Origin of the sequence: Clostridium carboxidivorans P7 (assembly GCF_001038625.1) — a bacterium.
In the GTDB taxonomy this organism is placed as follows: Bacteria; Bacillota; Clostridia; order Clostridiales; family Clostridiaceae; genus Clostridium_AM; species Clostridium_AM carboxidivorans.
Genome location: NZ_CP011803.1, coordinates 518,700 through 537,087 on the forward strand (window position 1 = coordinate 518,700; position 18,388 = coordinate 537,087).

Sequence of the window (18,388 nt, forward strand, 5' to 3'; positions counted from 1 at the left end):
ATTAGAAAAGAGTGGTAAAGTGATAGAAAGGCATAATGTTTTAGAAGTTGAAAAATTGTTAGAAGAAAATATGCTGAGCATAAGTGGAAAAAGTTATTTATTTAAGGATGCTTTGTTCTTTGATTTGGAACATTATATATATAAAAAACCTATTTGCATAGGAGTTTTTGGATGCTGTTATTTTGATGATATAGAAAATAAGCTTAATGTTACACAATATATGATAGAAAGTGGAAAAGATGCAAGACATATATTAACTCTTGCTAAGAATTATTTTCAAACTATGAGTTCAAAATATGGTAAGAAGTATTTAGTAACTTTTTCAGGTAATAATGATTTTACAGTAATTAATTATCTTTTTGAAAAGTATAATATAGACTTTGATATAGAAGCACATTTTAGACATATAGATCTTCAAAAAGAATATGAAAGAGAAAAAAAAGTTTGTATTGGACTTAAGGCATTGGAAAAAGAATTTGGTATAGTTCGCGAAAGTGAGGTTATAAGTGGCTCTAATTTAGCTAAAACTTTTAGTAAAATTGTAAAAGATAGTGGCTATGTACAGAGAATGCCTCAAGAGAAAAGAGATAAAATACTTTTATATAATGAACAGGATGTAGTAAGTTTATTTCAAATTTATGTAAATTGGAACATTGTAATGAAAAGAGACGAAATATTAGAGAGTTAGAGACTTTTTCTAATGCAGTTTAATAAAAAAGGGAGGTTTGATTTCATGTTCAGCCCGATAAAAAATACAAAGGTTTATGAACAAGTAATAGAACAAATTAAAAACATGATCATAGATGGCACATTGAAAAAAGGAGATAAATTACCTTCAGAAAGGGATTTGGTAGAACATCTTCAGGTTAGCAGAACATCTATAAGAGAAGCTTTAAGAGCTCTTCAAATTATAGGATTGGTTGAATGTAGACAAGGTGAAGGAAATTATATTAGGGAAAGCTTTGAAAATAGCTTATTTGAACCTCTATCTATGATGTTTATGCTTCAAAAAAGTAGTTCTCTTGAAATTATGGAAATTAGAAAGATTATTGAAGTAGAGACTACTGCTTTAGCATCTCAAAGAATTACAGATGAAGAATTGGATCATATGAAGATGTTACTTGATACCATTAAAAGTTCTGCTGATGAAGGTGATAAGGTAAAAGCTGATAAGGCATTTCATTATGGAATTGCAAAAGCTTCTAGAAATTATTTAATAATTAATATTTTAAATGCAATTTCATCCTTAATGGATGAATTTATTAAGGATGCAAGAAGAAGAATATTGGTGGAAGAAGAGAATAAAGATGAATTAGCTAAACAACATGATGACATATATAAAGGTCTTAAATCTCGTAATCCTAAAAAAGCATCAGAGGCTATGAAGAGGCATTTAGATTTCACTAATGAATATTATAAAGATTTTTAGAAGTATTGAGAAGAACTAAGAGAAACTGCTGCATTAAGAGAAAATAGTATATACATTGAGTTGGTTTATAATTTACTAAACAACCTATTGTATATAAATTACTTAATGCAGCAGTTCCTTTATTTATATAAGTTTAATAAGTTTTGTGTAATATAAAAGATTTACAAATTAGATTGTTATTTAAATAACTAATATTCTGATAAATTACATTTTGAAGGAAAATTCCAAAAATTATTCTTTTTAAAATATTATGCACAAAGGCTATTAAATCAATGTGTAACAGTAGGAATATAAAGTTTGAACTCAATGTTAATTAGATAACAATTGTAGAAATTAGTAAAATAGTGTGGTAATATTAAAACAACAACTGGTCATACCATATTACCAATTTAAATATAACAGCAAAATATTATAATAGCAAATGGTAATTCATCCAAACATTAATGTTAAATAAATAACCTCTTTAAAGCTATTGAGTGATATTTGAAAAAATATTTAAATATTTTTTATGTAAATGTTTTAATGTGAATGCTGTAGTAATAACGTTTACATGAATTCGAAAAATTGAATGCCTGGTGTTAATGAAATAACTATTGTAGAAATATTGAGAATATTATGCTAGAATTTAGTTATCGACTGGTACTACCATAGTACCATGTTACCATACTACCAATTCATTAACAGGAGGATAAAAAATGAATATGTATGTACTATTTTTTATTGCATTAATACCAATAGTTTGGCTTATGATTTCACTAGGAGTGTTAAAAACACCAGGTCATAAGGCAACACCAGTAACATTAATCGTAACATTAGTTTTAGCAATTGCAGTATGGAAAATGCCTATAGTTGATGCATTGAAAGCAGGACTAGAAGGTGCAGCAAGTGCAATATGGCCTATAATTATAGTCATAATTGCAGCGGTATTTATTTACAATTTGTCTATTTATACAAAGAGTATGGATCTAATTAAAAATATGATGACAAGCATTACCACAGACCAGAGAATTTTAGTTCTAATACTTGCTTGGGGATTTGGAGGATTTTTAGAAGCTATTGCAGGCTTTGGAACAGCAGTTGCAATTCCTGCCAGTATAATGGCTGCTCTTGGATTTGATCCAGTATTTGCTGCAATCATATGTTTAATAGCAAATACAACACCAACAGCTTTTGGAGCTATAGGACTTCCGGTGTCCACACTTGCTAAGCTTACAAATTTAGATCCTAACATTTTAAGTTATGCAGTTGGGCTACAATTAGCAGTATTGATTGTTATAGTACCAGTAATATTAGTGATGATAACAGGTAAAAGTGTTAAGGCAATTAAAGGCGTTTTAGGAATATCAATAGTTTCAGGACTAGCTTTTGCCATACCAGAAGTGTTGACAGCTAAATACATGGGAGCTGAACTTCCAGCAATACTTGGCTCTATAATTTGCTTAGCAGCAACTATAGGGTATGCTAAAGTATTTCATAAGGATAAGGCTTTCAAAGATGCTGAAAAAATATCCTTTAGCAAAGGAGTTATGGCATGGGTGCCTTTTATATTAGTATTTGTAGCTATAATATTTACCAGTTCTTTATTCCCAGGAATAAGTAAAGGTTTATCAAAAATAAGTACTACTGTTAAGATTTATCATTCGTATACGTTTACTTGGATTAATAATCCTGGTTCATTAATTATAATAGCAGGAATTGTAGGAGGATTAATACAAGGAGCTAAATTTGGTGAAATACTAAATGTCTTAGGTAAAACAATTAAACAAATGACAAAATCAGCTATGACCATAATAGCTATTGTGGCTCTTGCTAAAGTGATGAGCTATAGTGGAATGATTAAATCTATAGCAGTTGTTCTAGTTGCAGTAACTGGACGTGCTTATCCAGTAATAGCACCTATTATAGGAGCACTTGGAACCTTTGTAACAGGAAGTGATACTTCAGCTAATATATTATTCGGACAACTTCAAGTAGAAGCTGCTAAATCCTTAGGTTTAAATCCATATTGGCTAGCAGCAGCTAATACAGGTGGTGCTACAGCAGGTAAGATGATTTCACCACAAAGTATAGCAGTGGCTACGGCAGCTACAGGACTTGCAGGTGCAGAAGGTAAGATTTTAAATGCTACGTTGAAATTTTGTATAGTATATGTAATCGTTTTGGGAGTTATAGCTTACTTTGGAGGCGCGGCATTCAATTTATAATTATAAAGAATATATTTTATATTTATTATTGGGGGGTATAATGTAATGTCAAAAATTAAAATTCCTTATCACAAAAAAATGCTAGAAATCGAGATAGAAGATAAGAATTTAGCTGGAATTTTGGAGTCAAAGGCAGGAGAATACAGAACAGATTTATCTCAAGAAGAAATAGTTGAAAAAGCTTTAAATAATCCTATTGGAAGTGAAAGCTTAGAAGATTTAGTAAAGGGTAAAAAAAATATGGTTATTATAACTAGTGACCATACAAGACCTGTACCAAGTAAGATCACAATGCCTATACTTTTAAGGAGAATTAGAAAAGTAAATCCTGACATAGATATAAAAATACTTATTGCTACAGGATTTCACAGACCTACTACTCATGAAGAGCTAATAAATAAACTTGGAGAAGAAATAGTTAAAAATGAACAAATAGTAATACATCGTTCTACAGATGAAAGTACTTTGGTTAAGGTTGGAACTTTACCTTCAGGAGGAGAGCTTATATTAAACAAATTAGCCATGGAAACAGAGCTTTTAATAGCTGAAGGTTTTATAGAAGCACATTTCTTTGCTGGATTCTCAGGTGGAAGAAAGAGTATACTTCCAGGAATTGCATCTGCTCAAACTGTTATGGCAAATCACTGTTCTGAGTTTATAGCAAGTGACTTTGCGAGAACAGGAATACTTAAGGGTAATCCTATACATAAAGATATGCTTTATGCAGCAGAAAAGGCAAAGCTTGCTTTTATATTAAATGTAGTTATAGATAGTGAAAAGAAAGTAATTAATGCTTTTGCAGGTCACAGTCAATTTGCTCATGAGGAAGGCTGTAAATTTGTACTGGAGCTTTCAAAGGTAGATAAAATAGAAGCTGATATAGCAATATCAACTAATGGTGGTTATCCACTAGATCAAAATATATATCAATCAGTAAAAGGAATGACAGCAGCAGAAGCCACTTGCAAAGAAGGCGGAGTAATAATAATGGTTTCTGCCTGCAATGATGGACATGGTGGACAATCATTCTATGACAATTTAGCTAATGCTAAAAATCCTAGAGAGCTTTTAGATAGAATAGCAAAAGTGCCAAGAAATAAAACCGCTCCAGATCAGTGGGAATTTCAAATATTAGCAAGAATGCTTGATAAATTTACAGTTATATTTGTTACTGACATGTGTGATCCACAGATGATAAAAAACATGCATATGGAACATGCTTATACATTTGAAGAAGCATTAAAAAGAGCTTATGAATTAAAAGGCAAGGATGCAAAAGTAACAGTTATACCAGATGGGGTATCGGTTATAGTGAGATAGAAACTTAATTTCACATTTTGCTTAAATTACAACTTAGCTATATATTTTGAATTTTAATAAAGTAAACAATCAAATTTTATGGAGGTATTTTAAATGGAAATATTAGTATGTATAAAACAAGTACCAGGTACTTCAAAAGTAGAAGTAGATCCAGTAACAGGAGTTTTAAAAAGAGATGGTGTTGATTCAAAGATGAATCCATATGATTTATATGCATTAGAAACAGCACTTAGAATGAGAGCAAAGGTAGGAGGTACCGTGAAGGTTATAAGCATGGGACCACCACAAGCAGCAGAAGTTATAAAGGAAGCTTATATGATGGGGGCAGATGAAGGAGTTCTTCTTTCAGATAGAAAGTTTGGTGGAGCAGATGTTTTGGCAACATCCTATACTATATCTCAGGGCGTCAGAAGTATGGGCAAAGTTGATTTAATACTCTGTGGAAAGCAGACTACAGATGGTGATACTGCTCAGGTAGGACCAGAAATGGCAGAATATTTAAAAATACCACATATAGCTAATGTGAGAAAAATAGAAGAGCTTAAGGAAAAATCAATAGTAGTAGAGATGGATATGCCAAATACAATAGAAGTTGCAGAAGTTAAATATCCATGCCTATTAACTGTAGAGAAGGATATATTCCAACCAAGACTTCCATCTTACAAAAAGAAATTAGAAACTAAGGATAGAGAAGTTAAAATTTTAAGTTTTAAAGATCTTGAAGATAAAAATGAAAATAAGTATGGATTAAATGGTTCACCAACTCAGGTTGAAAGAATATTCCCACCAGCAGTAAATACCGATAAAGAAATGTGGAAGGGAACAGGAGAAGAATTATCAGCTAAGCTTGAAGATAAACTTAAAAAGATGAAGTTTTTATAATGTTTAAATTATTAAAGATATAACGATTAAAAATGTTTTTAAGGTAAATTTAAGGAGGAACGAGTTATGGGTAAATTAGTAGTAAATCAGGAGAAATTAACTCCTTCAGCTATAGAAGAATTAGTAAAAATATGTCCCTTTGGAGCTATGGAAGAAAAACAAGGAAAAATAGAAATAAACGCAGGTTGTAAGATGTGTAAGCTTTGTGTTAAAAATGGACCTGCAGGAGTTATGGAATTTGTAGAGGATAAAGTAGAAGCTATAGATAAAAGTCTTTGGAAGGGTGTAGCTGTATACGTAGATCATGTAGAAGGTGATATTCATCCAGTAACTTATGAACTTATTGGAAAAGCTAAGGAATTAGCATCAAAGATAAATCATCCTGTATATGCAGTATTTGTAGGACATGATATAGAAAAAAAGGCAGAAGAAATACTACATTATGGAGTAGACAAGGTTTTTGTATATGATGATGAAGAATTAAAGGATTTTAGAATAGAACCTTATACTAAAGCTATGGAAGACTTTATAAATAGTGTTAAACCTTCAACTTTACTTGTAGGTGCAACTACAGTAGGAAGATCATTAGCACCAAGAGTAGCAGCTAGATTTAGAACAGGACTTACAGCAGATTGTACTATACTTGATATGAAGGAAAATACTGATTTAGTACAAATAAGACCAGCTTTTGGTGGAAATATAATGGCACAAATAATAAATCCAAACCACAGACCACAACTTGCTACAGTAAGATATAAGGTTATGGATGCACCAGAGAGAAGTGAAGAAAAGTCTGGAGAAATTGTAACTTGCAGTATAAAGAAAGAAGAATTAGCTTCTAATATAAATGTATTAAAGGTTACAAAGAAGGAAATAGAAGAAAGTATATCTGATGCAGATGTAATAGTAGCAGTAGGAAGAGGCTTAAAGGCAGAAAAGGATATGGAAATGGTAAAAGAGTTTGCTGCTTTGATTGGAGCACAAATAGCAACTACAAGACCACTTATTGAAGCAGGTTGGGCAGATGCAAAAAGACAAATAGGATTAAGTGGAAGAACTGTTAAACCAAAGCTTATAATCACTTTAGGAATATCAGGAGCAGTACAGTTTGCAGCAGGAATGAATAATTCTGATTGTATAATTGCCATAAATAAGGATCCTAAAGCTTCTATATTTAATGTAGCTCACTATGGAATAGTAGGAGATATTTATGAAGTAGTACCAAAGCTTATAAGTAATGTAAAAGAAGGAAAACCTTTAACAGTTTAGTATCTTAATAAAGTTAGACTTGAGCAATTATTAAAAATTAAAACGAATTTGGAGGTAATTAGGATGGAATGTCTATGTAATAAAGAATATAAAAAATTAGATAAAAAGGACATTGATTTTTTAATAGATATTTTAGGTGAAGACAGAGTTTACACAGGAGAAAATATAAATGAAGATTTCAGCCATGATGAATTAGGTGGAATAAGTAAAATGCCAGAAGCAATGGTAGAAGTTTTAAGTACAGAGGAAGTTTCTAAGGTAATGACTTATGCTTATGAAAATAATATTCCTGTAGTAGCTAGAGGATCAGGTACTGGTCTGGTTGGAGCATCTGTTCCAATTCACGGCGGTATAATGATAAACTTAACAAATATGAATAACATACTTGAAATTGATGAAGAAAATTTAACTCTTACATTGGAGCCAGGAGTACTTTTAATGGAAATAGGCAAATATGTAGAAGAGCATGATTTATTCTACCCACCAGATCCAGGTGAAAAATCAGCAACTATAGGTGGAAATATAAATACAAATGCTGGTGGAATGAGAGCAGTTAAATATGGAGTTACAAGAGATTATATAAGAGGACTAGAAGTTGTTCTTCCAACAGGAAAAGTAATAGAAGTAGGTGGAAAGATAGTTAAAAACAGTTCAGGCTACAGCATAAAAGATTTAATTTGTGGTTCAGAAGGAACTTTAGGTATTGTAACAAAGGCCGTACTTAGATTGCTTCCATTGCCTAAAAAGGCTATAAGCTTACTTATACCATTCCCTAATTTGGAAACAGCAATAAATACAGTGCCAAAGATTATAAAATCTAAATCTACACCAACAGCTATAGAATTTATGCAAAGGGAAGTTATACTTGCAGCAGAAGAATTCTTAGGAAAGAAATTCCCTGACAACTCATCAGATGCATATTTACTTTTAACTTTTGATGGAAATAGTACTGCTGATATAGAAAAGGATTATGAAAAAGTTGCTAATATATGCTTAGAAGAAGGAGCATTAGATGTATATATTTCAGATACAGATGAAAGAAAAGAGGCTGTATGGTCAGCTAGAGGAGCCTTCCTTGAAGCAGTAAAGGCAACTACTACAGAAATGGATGAATGTGATGTAGTAGTACCAAGAAACAAGGTGGCAGAGTTTGTAAAATATACAGATGAGCTTCAAAAGAAATTCAATGTAAGAATAAGAAGTTTTGGACATGCAGGAGATGGAAACTTACACGTATATGTATTGAGAGATGATTTATCTAAAGCAGAGTGGGAAAAGAAATTAAGTGATGTATTTGAATGCATGTATAAAAAATCTCGAGAATTGAACGGGTTAGTATCTGGAGAGCATGGAATAGGCTTTGCTAAAAAGAGCTATATGTTTGAACAATATGGAGATGACTATATAGAACTTATGAGAAATATTAAATTAGCCTTTGACCCTAAAAATATATTAAATCCAGGAAAAGTTTGCGAATAGTTTTAAAGAGTAAAGTATACCAGAGGAATAGAACCTCTGGTATACTTTATTTTTTGCATATAATAATTGAGGCGCAAAATTAAGTTTTTAGAATAAAAATAAAAATACTTGTAAAAATAACAACATAAATAAATTTTAAGTACATAAGAGGAGGGTGAAAATATTGACGGTTGCTTCAAAATTAAAACAGACTATAAGCAGCTTAAAGGGAGCCCAAAGCACTTTAAGAATTTATTCACTTCAAGCACAGAATAAAGAACTTAAGGTTGTATATAGAAATGCAGTAAAAGATATTGATGAAGTCATCCAAAGTTTGAAAAAAAGAGAAAAAGCTATAGAACTTGAAGAACCTCAATATAAAAGTAATTAATTTGGAGGAAATAACGTATGAGTACATGGATATTGGTATTGTTAAGGTCTATAGGGTTATTTTTTTTGACTTTAATTGTAGTAAGAATATTGACCAAAAACTATTCAGTTAGAATTACTCCATTTAGGATTATTAATTACGGTGTAATTGCTATTTTAATTTCGTTGGTTTCAGTAAATGCTATTTCAAATTGGGTATTTGGAATTATTACTTTAGCAGTTTGGATTTTACTGCCAATAGTATTAGATTACATATCTATGAAGAGTAAGTACATATATAATTTAATTAACGGAAAGGAAACCATATTAGTTAAAGATGGTAAAGTCATGGAGGAAAATTTGACAGAGCTTGGACTTACAGGAGATGAACTTTTAAGAGAACTGCGTTCAAAGAATGCATTTAATTTAGCAGATGTAGAATTTGCTGTAATGGAGTCTACAGGAGATATGAATGTTGTTTTAAAATCAGATAAAAAGCCAATTACTCCACATGATTTAGGAATTAAGGTTTCTCCAGAAACAGCACCACAAACGGTAATAATAGATGGAAATGTTATCAATGAGTCCTTAAGTAATTTAAGGTTAAATCAAACCTGGCTTAATGAAAAGCTGGAAAACTTGGGAGTGTCTTTAGATAATGTTTTTGTTGGTCAGGTAGATTGTAATGGAGAACTATATGTGGATGTTTTTGATGATAGTATAGAACTCCCAGAAGCTAGTGTTAAGGAAATGCTTTATGCAAGTTTGGAAAAAAGTCAAGCGGATATAATTACATTCTCTTTAGAAACTGAAAATGTAGAAGCTAAGGATATGTATGTGAGAGAAGCTAATAGGCTTAAAACAATTATGAAAAAATTAGAACCATACTTATTACGTTAAGAAGGTGAAAAAAGTGGCTAGCAAGAAAAAGAAAAAATTAACACCAACACAACAAGAATATCAAGACTTAGCTAATGCAGTAGAGCCAAAAAGACCTGTCCTATTAAATTCAGTTAGAGCATTTATATCAGGGGGAATTATATGTACAATTGGTCAGGTTATTCAGTATATATTTATAAAATATTTTCATTTTAGTGAAACTACAGCAGGAAATCCAACTGTAGCAGTTTTGATTATAATATCTGTATTGCTCACTGGTTTTGGAGTTTATGATCACATTGCTCAATGGGCAGGAGCAGGAACTGCAATACCAATTACAGGCTTTGCTAATACCATTGCATCCAGTGCTATTGAACATAGAAGTGAAGGTTATGTTCTAGGTGTTGGAGGAAATATGTTTAAAATAGCAGGACCGGTAATTACCTTTGGAGTTTTTGCGGCTTTTGTAATGACAATTATAAAAATTACTATTAAGTGGTTAGGTGGGATGTAAATGATTACTGGTCATCAATCATGGGTTTTTAAATCTAAGCCAGTTATATTAGGTTCATGTGCTGTAGGAGGGCCTTTTGAAGCAAAAGGGGCTATAAAGGAAGATTTTGATATTCTTCATCAAGATATTTGGGTAGGTCAAGACAGTTTTGAAAAAGCAGAAAAGAAGATATTAGAAGAAGCTTGTCAGTTGGCAATTAAGAAATCTAATATTAAGAAAGATAAAATACAATTTTTTGTAAGTGGTGACTTAATGAATCAAATAATTACAAGCAGTTTTACTGCTCGTACTTTAGGAATACCTTATTTTGGAGTATTTGGTGCTTGTTCCAGTTCAATGGAGGGATTAGCATTAGCTTCTTTAATGGTAGAAAGCAAGGCTGCACAATATGTAATAACAGGTACTTCAAGTCATAATAGCTCAGCAGAAAAGCAGTTTAGGTATCCTACAGAGTATGGAAGTCAAAAACCACCTACTGCTCAGTGGACTGTAACTGGAGCTGGAGCAGCAGTAATAGGTCATGAAGGACAGGGACCTAGAGTTACTTCTGCAACTATAGGAAAAGTAATAGATATGGGAATTTCTGATCCTTTTAATATGGGAGCAGCTATGGCACCAGCGGCAGTGGATACCATTGAAGCTCATTTTAGAGATTTTAATATTGAACCTTCTTACTATGATGTTATTGCAACTGGTGATTTGGGAAAGGTAGGTCATAAAATTGCCAGTAATTTATTTGAAGAGCATGGTTTCAAAATGCCATCAAATATTTTTACTGATTGTGGGAAAATCATATATGAAGAAGATCAACCTGTTTTTGCAGGAGGCAGTGGCTGCGGCTGTTCTGCTGTAGTTACTTATGGCCACTTTTTAAAACGTATGTTAAAGGGTGAATTAAAGAGAATTCTAATAGTGGCAACGGGAGCGCTAATGTCACCAATGTCCTATCAACAAAAGGAAAGCATACCTAGTGTTGCACATGCAGTGTCTATAGAGATATGAAAAGAAGGGTGAATAGTATATGGAAAAATTCATGTGGGCATTTATAGTAGGTGGTGGTATATGTGTAATTGGTCAAATTATGATGGATGTATTTAAGCTTACACCTGCACATACTACAACAACTTTAGTAGTGGTAGGAGCAATATTAGGAGGCTTAGGCTGGTATGATCCTTTAGTTAAATTTGCTGGAGCAGGAGCTTCTGTACCTATAATGAGCTTTGGAAATTCTTTAGTAAAAGGTGCCATGATGGAAGCAGAAAGAGATGGACTTATTGGTGTACTTACTGGAACTTTTGAAATTACCAGTACAGGTATTTCTGCAGCAATTATATTTGGATTTTTAGCAGCTTTAATATTTAAACCTAAAGGGTAAGTATTAGAACTAGTAGTAATGAAATAAAAATTTCAGGCAAAGGAGGTGATGCTAATCAAGGCCACTAGGTTATTAAAAATGTCAAAAAATTTTAAGTAGCTGATAATTAAAAGTAAAGCTAGTAAGCAGCCTCTAGTTTCTTCTTACTGTTTCCTAGTAAATGCTAAATCATTATTGGTGAATAAACAAAAGAGGTGAAGAAATGACAGTAGGAACTCAAATGCAGCAGGCAATTGCAGGAATACAAAGTGCTGCTGCTACAATGAAAACATTTGCGCTTGAAACTGAAGATAAATCTGCAAAACAGGATTTTCAACAAATAGCTAAAAACCTTGATAGTGCTCTCGAGGTTTTAAAGGGAAGACAAGAATATATTGAAGAACAGGAACCTCAATATAAACAATGTTAATTTACATAAAAGCTGAAGGCTTTAGCCCTTCAGCTTTTTATTAAAGTTATTTAGAAATTGGATTATTTTGATGTTGTGCTGTTAAAATCATTATGGAATCAATTACAATGTTAAGAAAATTATGTTTACAATAGCACAATAAACCGTTATACTTATAATAACATAACGATTTGTAATAAATCTATACTTTTGTATTTTATTTGTTGAAATTTAGAATTAATTAAATAAAGATGTAGTAAATGATTTTGATTAGCAGTATTTTTATGAAAATTTATTATATAAGCAATTATAGTTGAAAGGGATGAAAGCAAGTGTCAGAACCATTAATACTAAATGATACACAGGAAAATTCAAAATTGAAAAATCATGAAAGAAAATTTGAACAAAGAAAAACAACTTACCTCATGATCATTATTGCTGTAATGCCTATAGCTGCTATTTTAATTTCATTAACTATTGGGAGATATTCAATATCCTTACCACAATTTTTTAGTGTTATATCATCAAAAATTTTTGGACATAGTGTAACTCAATCCAATACTATTGAAACAGTGCTTTTCAATGTTAGAGCTCCTAGAATTTTATCAGCATTAATGGTTGGAGCAGCTTTATCTGTGTCTGGAGCTACATATCAAGGACTATTTAGAAATCCGATGGTGTCCCCAGATATACTTGGAGCTTCTGCTGGTGCAGCATTTGGTGCAGCATTTGGAATACTTTTATCATTTAATGCTGTAAGCATACAAATTTCAGCATTTTTATTTGGGCTTCTAGCTGTAATAATAACATATTCAATAAGCAGCATAATATCAAAGGGTAATAATGTTGCTTTATTATTAGTGCTTACAGGAATTGTTGTTAAAGAGCTATTTACATCTTTTATTTCAATTACAAAATATGTGGCAGATCCATATGAAAAACTTCCAGTTATAACTTTTTACCTCATGGGTGGATTATCCTCTGTTACCATGAAAGATATCAAAATGTTATTGATACCAATGATTATAGGAGTTATACCACTATTCTTACTAAGATGGAGGTTTAATGTTCTCTCATTTGGAGATGAAGAAGCAAAATCTTTAGGTGTTGATACTTCAAAGCTAAGATTAATTGCAATTCTTTGTTCAACCTTAATTACAGCAGCGGCTGTATCAATTAGCGGTATGATTGGATGGATAGGACTTGTAATACCTCATATAGCTAGAATGATTGTGGGTCCTAATTTCAAAGTATTGCTGCCTAGTTCATTACTTATAGGAGGGACTTTTCTTTTGTTAGTTGATGATGTGGCTCGATGTGCCTTTAGCATAGAAATTCCTTTGGGAATTTTAACATCATTAATAGGAGCTCCTTTTTTTATTTACCTTCTAGTTAAAGGAAGGAGAGGATGGATATGAAGTTAGAGATCAAAAATGTAGTTTGTGGTTATGGAAAAAAGGATGTGGTGAATAATATATCCATGAATGTAAGTTCAGGAGAAATATTATGTTTATTAGGGCCTAATGGTGTTGGTAAGACTACTTTTTTTAAAACTATATTGGGTTTTTTAAAACTAAAAGGTGGAGAAATATTAGTAGATGGGAAAAACATACATAGTTGTTCCAGAAAGCAATTAGCCAAAATTATTGGTTATGTTCCTCAATCACATACTCCTCCATTTCCATTTAAAGTTTTTGATGTGGTATTAATGGGAAGGACTGCGCATCTTTCAATGTTTTCTTCTCCAAGCAAGGAAGATAGGAAAATTGTAGAAAGGGCTTTAGAGGATTTAAAAATAGATTATTTAAGAGATAAGATATACACAGAAATAAGTGGTGGGGAAAGGCAAATGGTTCTAATTGCAAGAGCTCTTGCTCAAGATCCTAAGATACTTATAATGGATGAACCAACTTCAAATTTAGATTTTGGAAATCAGATCAGGGTGTTAGAACAGATAAATAAACTTTCAGAGAGAGGTCTAGCAATTATTATGACTTCACATTATCCCAATCATGCTTTCTTATGTTCTACAAAAGTAGCATTTATGCAAAAAAGTAATGTGTTTACAGTAGGTACTGTTGACGAAGTTGTGACAGAAGATAATCTTAAAGAAGCATATGGTATTAATGTAAAAATAATAAATACAGTTAATTCTAATGGCAATAAAATAAAGGCTTGTATTCCTATGATCAATTGATTTTAATAGAGAAAGGGGATTAATATATTATGAAAAAGATTTTCTTTACTGGTGAAAGAGGAGTAGGAAAATCTACATTGCTAAAAAAGATTATTAAAAATGTGGATTGTTCCATAGGTGGTTTTATTCAAGAAAAAGAATTTATAGGAGAAACTAAAAAGTTTAAAGTAAATTCACTTTATAATTTAGAAGAAAGTTATACCATTGGAGTTTATGATGCAGATAAGCATGAACTACATTCAGATATGAATATGTTTAATGTTATATCTCAAGACGTACTGTTAAAAAGCTTAGACAATAGGGAATTAATAGTATTAGATGAATTGGGATTTATGGAAGAAAAAGCTCCATTATTCAAAGATACTGTTTTTAAAATACTTAATAGTGGTAAGCCTGTTATAGGAGTATTAAAGGAATGTGATGGAAACTTTGTACAGAAAATAGCAAGGAGAGAAGATGTACAAGTATTTAAAATTGATGAAAGTAATAGAGATTCAATGGAAGATGAAATTTTTAAAATTCTGCAAAAAAATAATGTAAAGTTAAAGAAAAAATTATAGGGGGGATAAAAAAATGAAAAAAATAGCTAAATTTTTAATTTTAGTACTAATTGTATGTACTTTTGGAGCCTGCAGCAAAAACTCAACAGCTACGCAAAGTACAAATAGTGCAGATAGCAATAAAAAAATTACTGTCACTGATGGAATGAAAAGAAAAGTAGAGTTGTCCAAGCCTGCTGAAAAAGTATTAACTAACTATCCTATAGCAGTTCAAATACTATGTGCTTTGAATAAGCAAGATAATATTTTAGGTGCAGATGGAAATGCTATAAAGAATCCTCTAACTTTTTCACCAAAGGCAGGTTCAAGCAAGACAGCTGCTAGTAATGATATAAATGTGGAACAAGTAATAGCTGCTAAACCAGATCTTGTTATCATATATAAAAAGAACAAAGAAATTGTACCAAAATTAGAGAAGTCTAATATTAAAGTTTTTGTTATAAGTGCAGAGAACCTTGATGAATTAAAATCTACTGTGAAAGATTTAGGAATACTTACTGGTAAAGAAAAGAAATCAGAAGAATTTATGGATTATTATACTAAAAAGTTAGATTCTATTAGCAACAAACTTAAAGCTGTAGATCAAAAAAATAAACCTAAAGTGTACATGGCAGGGGGAAGTATGTATTCAACTCCAGGAAAGAATATGTTCCAAAATTCATTAATTGAGTTAGCTGGAGGAATAAATGTGGCTGGTTCTTTAAGCAGCAATAAATGGTGTGATATATCTGCAGAACAGCTAATTGGTTGGAATCCTGATATAATAGTTCTTACACAATATTCTGGAGTAAAGCCACAAGATGTACTTAATAATGCTGCTTTAAAAGATGTGAATGCTGTAAAAAATAAAAAAGTTTATTTAATACCTTCAAAAATAAGTGCTTGGGATATGCCTTGCCCACAGACAATGTTAGGAATAATGTGGTTAACTATAAAGGCCAATCCTGAAGTATTTAAAGATACAAATATAACAAAAGAAGTGGATGATTTTTATCAACAATTTTATGGCACTACTTATACAAAACTTGGTGGTACTTTAGATTAATTGGATAAAAAATACCTCTCTGGCAATAATATTATGTGAAAAGCCAAATTATGATATAATTGATTTTGAAACTATTTTAAATGAAATTTTTAAATTTGGTTACTTTAGTGTATAATTGGACAAGTAACTTGTGAAAATGAATATTTAAGCATTAAGACAGAGAGGTTTTTTATGAGTAAAGCTTTATTTATTACAGAAAAGCCATCAGTGGCTATGGAATATGTTAAACTTTTAAATGTAAAAGGTACCAAAAGAGATGGATATATAGAATCAGACAAAGCCGTGTTTTCATGGTGTGTGGGACATATGGTAACTATGAGTTATCCAGAAGCCTATGATCCTAATTTAAAAAGATGGTCCTTAGATACTTTACCTTTTTTACCTAAGGAATATAAATATGAAATTATTCCAGCAGTATCAAAGCAGTTCAATGTAGTTAGTGGATTATTAAAAAGAGAAGATATAAATACAATATATGTATGTACCGACTCAGGAAGAGAAGGAGAGTACATTTATAGACTTGTAGATCAAATGGTAGGGGTACAAGGTAAGGAAAAGAAGAGAGTGTGGATTGACTCTCAAACAGAAGAAGAGATACGCAGAGGTATAAAAGAAGCAAAGGATATTTCAGAATATGATTCATTGGCTGATTCAGCATATTTAAGAGCTAAAGAAGATTATCTTTTGGGAATAAATTTTTCTAGACTTTTAACTCTTAAATATGGAAAAACTGTGGCTAATGCTACTGGAGATAAATTGGTGGTAATTGCAGTAGGTAGAGTTATGAGCTGTGTTCTTGGAATGATTGTAGATAGAGAACGAGAGATAAGATCCTTTGTAAAGACACCTTTTTATAAGATTTTAGGAAGCTTTGATGGCAATTCCAGCGGAGAATATGAAGAAGAAATGGTCTATGAGGGTGAATGGAAATCTGTAGAAGGTTCTAAATATAAGGATTCACCTCTTTTATATAATGAAGGTGGTTTTAAGAAAAGAGAAGATGCTGAAAAGTTTATAGAAGAAATAGGTGAGAAAATTTTTGAGCAGGAGCCTGTTATAGAGAATATAAAAAAGACTGTAGAAAGTAAAAATGCTCCTTTGCTTTTTAATTTAGCAGAACTCCAAAATGAGTGTTCAAAGAAGTTTAAAATAAGTCCTGAAGAAACCTTAAATAAAATTCAATCCTTATATGAAAAAAAGCTACTTACATACCCAAGAACAGATGCTAGAGTTTTGTCTAAAGCTGTAGCAAAGGAAATAGATAAAAATATAAGAAAGCTTTTAAAATACGATGGTGATAAAGAAATAAAAGGTATAGCGGAAAATATATTGAATAATAAATGGTATTCAAATTTGGAAAAAACTAAGTATGTAAATGATAGCAAAATAACAGACCATTATGCTATTATACCAACAGGAGAAGGTCTTCAAAGTTATAATGGTCTCACAGATTTGGAGAAAAAGGTATATAACTTAGTACTTAGAAGATTTTTGGCTATATTTTATCCTCCAGCCAAATATAATAAAATTGCCATTACAACTCAAGCTGGTGGCGAAAGATTTTTTACTACAGATAAGGTTTGTGTAGAAGAAGGATACCTTAATGTATTAAAAGAGTATAAAAAGAATAAGGAAGAAAAGAACTTAAAGTTTTTAAGCAAACTTAAAAAAGGACAAATAGTAGATGTAGTTGACATGGAAGTAAAGGAAGGGGAAACTTCACCTCCTAAAAGATACACTTCAGGATCAATAATTATTGCTATGGAAAATGCAGGTAAGCTTATTGAAGATGAAGAACTTAGAGAACAGATAAAAGGAGCTGGGATAGGAACTTCTGCAACACGAGCTGAAATATTAAAGAAGTTAGAAAAAATAGGTTATATTATGTCTGACAAGAAAACTCAAGTTATATCTCCAACTCAAAAGGGAGAAATGATATATGAGGTTATAATAAATTCTATACCTACACTGCTTAATCCCACACTTACAGCCAGCTGGGAAAAGGGATTAAAAATGGTGTATGGAAAGGAAATAGAACCTGATCTATTTATGAAAAAGCTAGAAGATTACACTAAGCTTAATGTAAAAAAGGTTATGGATAGAATGAATATGGGAGATATGCATGGCTTTTTTGAAGAAGTTAAGGGCAAAAATAGTAATGGAGTAAAAGCTAAAAGTTCTTCTAAAAGCAAAAAAAACTCAAATACAGATAAAAGTGAAAATGGAGCTAGAGAATCATTAGGTTTATGTCCTATATGTAAAACAGGTGATATTGTAAAGAATAGTAAGGGATATGGCTGCAATAATTGGCAAAGTGGATGTAAGTTTTTTGTATCAGAAATTTGTGGAAAAAAGATACCTGTTGAACAAATTAAAAATTTAATGAGTCATGGAAAAACAGATATTATAACTGGCTTTAAATCAAAAAAAGGCAATGAATTTAATGCAAGACTGATAATAAAGGGAGGAAAAATAGAACTTTCCTTTGAAAATTCATAA

Annotated in this window: 18 protein-coding genes; all 18 read left to right on the forward strand. The window is 31.4% G+C overall.

Going from position 1 to position 18,388, the window contains the following annotated elements; translation table 11 throughout:
• The first annotated feature begins 19 nt into the window (after positions 1-19).
• Positions 20-688, forward strand: coding sequence for a ribonuclease H-like domain-containing protein (locus Ccar_RS02255; protein WP_007061979.1), 669 nt, complete (start codon positions 20-22; stop codon positions 686-688).
• A gap of 45 nt (positions 689-733) precedes the next feature.
• The gene (locus Ccar_RS02260) at positions 734-1,429 is read left to right on the forward strand and encodes a FadR/GntR family transcriptional regulator (protein WP_007061978.1); all 696 of its coding nucleotides are present in this window, start codon (positions 734-736) and stop codon (positions 1,427-1,429) included.
• A gap of 695 nt (positions 1,430-2,124) precedes the next feature.
• Positions 2,125-3,633, forward strand: coding sequence for an L-lactate permease (locus Ccar_RS02265; protein WP_007061977.1), 1,509 nt, complete (start codon positions 2,125-2,127; stop codon positions 3,631-3,633).
• A gap of 45 nt (positions 3,634-3,678) precedes the next feature.
• Positions 3,679-4,953 (forward strand): nickel-dependent lactate racemase, encoded by a 1,275-nt coding sequence (gene larA / locus Ccar_RS02270; protein WP_007064430.1) that lies wholly within the window; start codon positions 3,679-3,681, stop codon positions 4,951-4,953.
• Between the two features lie 93 nt (positions 4,954-5,046).
• Positions 5,047-5,835, forward strand: a complete 789-nt coding sequence (locus tag Ccar_RS02275) for an electron transfer flavoprotein subunit beta/FixA family protein (protein ID WP_007061975.1) — start codon at positions 5,047-5,049, stop codon at positions 5,833-5,835.
• A gap of 66 nt (positions 5,836-5,901) precedes the next feature.
• Positions 5,902-7,104, forward strand: coding sequence for an electron transfer flavoprotein subunit alpha/FixB family protein (locus Ccar_RS02280; RefSeq protein ID WP_007061974.1), 1,203 nt, complete (start codon positions 5,902-5,904; stop codon positions 7,102-7,104).
• A gap of 63 nt (positions 7,105-7,167) precedes the next feature.
• Complete coding sequence (locus Ccar_RS02285) at positions 7,168-8,583, forward strand: FAD-binding oxidoreductase (protein ID WP_007061973.1); 1,416 nt, start codon at positions 7,168-7,170, stop codon at positions 8,581-8,583.
• Between the two features lie 154 nt (positions 8,584-8,737).
• Positions 8,738-8,953 carry a DUF1657 domain-containing protein gene (locus Ccar_RS02290; RefSeq protein ID WP_242852185.1) on the forward strand — a complete coding sequence of 72 codons (216 nt, stop codon included), beginning with the start codon at positions 8,738-8,740 and terminating at the stop codon, positions 8,951-8,953.
• Between the two features lie 17 nt (positions 8,954-8,970).
• On the forward strand, positions 8,971-9,831 hold the full coding sequence (locus tag Ccar_RS02295) for a DUF421 domain-containing protein (RefSeq protein ID WP_007061971.1): 861 nt from the start codon (positions 8,971-8,973) through the stop codon (positions 9,829-9,831).
• Between the two features lie 13 nt (positions 9,832-9,844).
• Positions 9,845-10,324: a stage V sporulation protein AC gene (spoVAC, locus tag Ccar_RS02300; protein ID WP_007061970.1), complete on the forward strand. Its 480-nt coding sequence runs from the start codon at positions 9,845-9,847 to the stop codon at positions 10,322-10,324.
• Entirely contained in the window at positions 10,325-11,326 is a 1,002-nt protein-coding gene (gene spoVAD / locus Ccar_RS02305; RefSeq protein WP_007061969.1) for a stage V sporulation protein AD, read from the forward strand.
• A gap of 19 nt (positions 11,327-11,345) precedes the next feature.
• Positions 11,346-11,699 (forward strand): stage V sporulation protein AE, encoded by a 354-nt coding sequence (gene spoVAE, locus Ccar_RS02310; protein WP_007061968.1) that lies wholly within the window; start codon positions 11,346-11,348, stop codon positions 11,697-11,699.
• 202 nt (positions 11,700-11,901) lie between these two features.
• Positions 11,902-12,108 carry a DUF1657 domain-containing protein gene (locus Ccar_RS02315; protein WP_007061967.1) on the forward strand — a complete coding sequence of 69 codons (207 nt, stop codon included), beginning with the start codon at positions 11,902-11,904 and terminating at the stop codon, positions 12,106-12,108.
• Positions 12,109-12,419: 311 nt separating this feature from the next.
• Positions 12,420-13,505 (forward strand): FecCD family ABC transporter permease, encoded by a 1,086-nt coding sequence (locus Ccar_RS02320; RefSeq protein ID WP_007064429.1) that lies wholly within the window; start codon positions 12,420-12,422, stop codon positions 13,503-13,505.
• A complete protein-coding gene (locus Ccar_RS02325) occupies positions 13,502-14,284 on the forward strand; it encodes an ABC transporter ATP-binding protein (RefSeq protein WP_007061964.1) in 783 nt (260 codons plus the stop codon). The genes Ccar_RS02320 and Ccar_RS02325 overlap by 4 nt, the downstream gene beginning before the upstream one ends.
• 29 nt (positions 14,285-14,313) lie before the next feature.
• Positions 14,314-14,844 (forward strand): nucleoside-triphosphatase, encoded by a 531-nt coding sequence (locus Ccar_RS02330; RefSeq protein WP_007061963.1) that lies wholly within the window; start codon positions 14,314-14,316, stop codon positions 14,842-14,844.
• Between the two features lie 13 nt (positions 14,845-14,857).
• Positions 14,858-15,889, forward strand: a complete 1,032-nt coding sequence (locus Ccar_RS02335) for an ABC transporter substrate-binding protein (protein ID WP_007061962.1) — start codon at positions 14,858-14,860, stop codon at positions 15,887-15,889.
• 171 nt (positions 15,890-16,060) lie between these two features.
• On the forward strand, positions 16,061-18,388 hold the full coding sequence (locus tag Ccar_RS02340) for a type IA DNA topoisomerase (RefSeq protein ID WP_007061961.1): 2,328 nt from the start codon (positions 16,061-16,063) through the stop codon (positions 18,386-18,388).

What these genes read in the sequence shown, in the direction of transcription:
- Ccar_RS02260 (WP_007061978.1), top strand. Translation starts at nt 734, where the DNA reads ATGTTCAGCCCGATAAAAAATACAAAGGTTTATGAACAAGTAATAGAA.
- Ccar_RS02265 (WP_007061977.1), top strand. Translation starts at nt 2,125, where the DNA reads ATGAATATGTATGTACTATTTTTTATTGCATTAATACCAATAGTTTGG.
- larA (WP_007064430.1), top strand. Translation starts at nt 3,679, where the DNA reads ATGTCAAAAATTAAAATTCCTTATCACAAAAAAATGCTAGAAATCGAG.
- Ccar_RS02275 (WP_007061975.1), top strand. Translation starts at nt 5,047, where the DNA reads ATGGAAATATTAGTATGTATAAAACAAGTACCAGGTACTTCAAAAGTA.
- Ccar_RS02280 (WP_007061974.1), top strand. Translation starts at nt 5,902, where the DNA reads ATGGGTAAATTAGTAGTAAATCAGGAGAAATTAACTCCTTCAGCTATA.
- Ccar_RS02285 (WP_007061973.1), top strand. Translation starts at nt 7,168, where the DNA reads ATGGAATGTCTATGTAATAAAGAATATAAAAAATTAGATAAAAAGGAC.
- Ccar_RS02295 (WP_007061971.1), top strand. Translation starts at nt 8,971, where the DNA reads ATGAGTACATGGATATTGGTATTGTTAAGGTCTATAGGGTTATTTTTT.
- spoVAD (WP_007061969.1), top strand. Translation starts at nt 10,325, where the DNA reads ATGATTACTGGTCATCAATCATGGGTTTTTAAATCTAAGCCAGTTATA.
- spoVAE (WP_007061968.1), top strand. Translation starts at nt 11,346, where the DNA reads ATGGAAAAATTCATGTGGGCATTTATAGTAGGTGGTGGTATATGTGTA.
- Ccar_RS02315 (WP_007061967.1), top strand. Translation starts at nt 11,902, where the DNA reads ATGACAGTAGGAACTCAAATGCAGCAGGCAATTGCAGGAATACAAAGT.
- Ccar_RS02325 (WP_007061964.1), top strand. Translation starts at nt 13,502, where the DNA reads ATGAAGTTAGAGATCAAAAATGTAGTTTGTGGTTATGGAAAAAAGGAT.
- Ccar_RS02330 (WP_007061963.1), top strand. Translation starts at nt 14,314, where the DNA reads ATGAAAAAGATTTTCTTTACTGGTGAAAGAGGAGTAGGAAAATCTACA.
- Ccar_RS02335 (WP_007061962.1), top strand. Translation starts at nt 14,858, where the DNA reads ATGAAAAAAATAGCTAAATTTTTAATTTTAGTACTAATTGTATGTACT.
- Ccar_RS02340 (WP_007061961.1), top strand. Translation starts at nt 16,061, where the DNA reads ATGAGTAAAGCTTTATTTATTACAGAAAAGCCATCAGTGGCTATGGAA.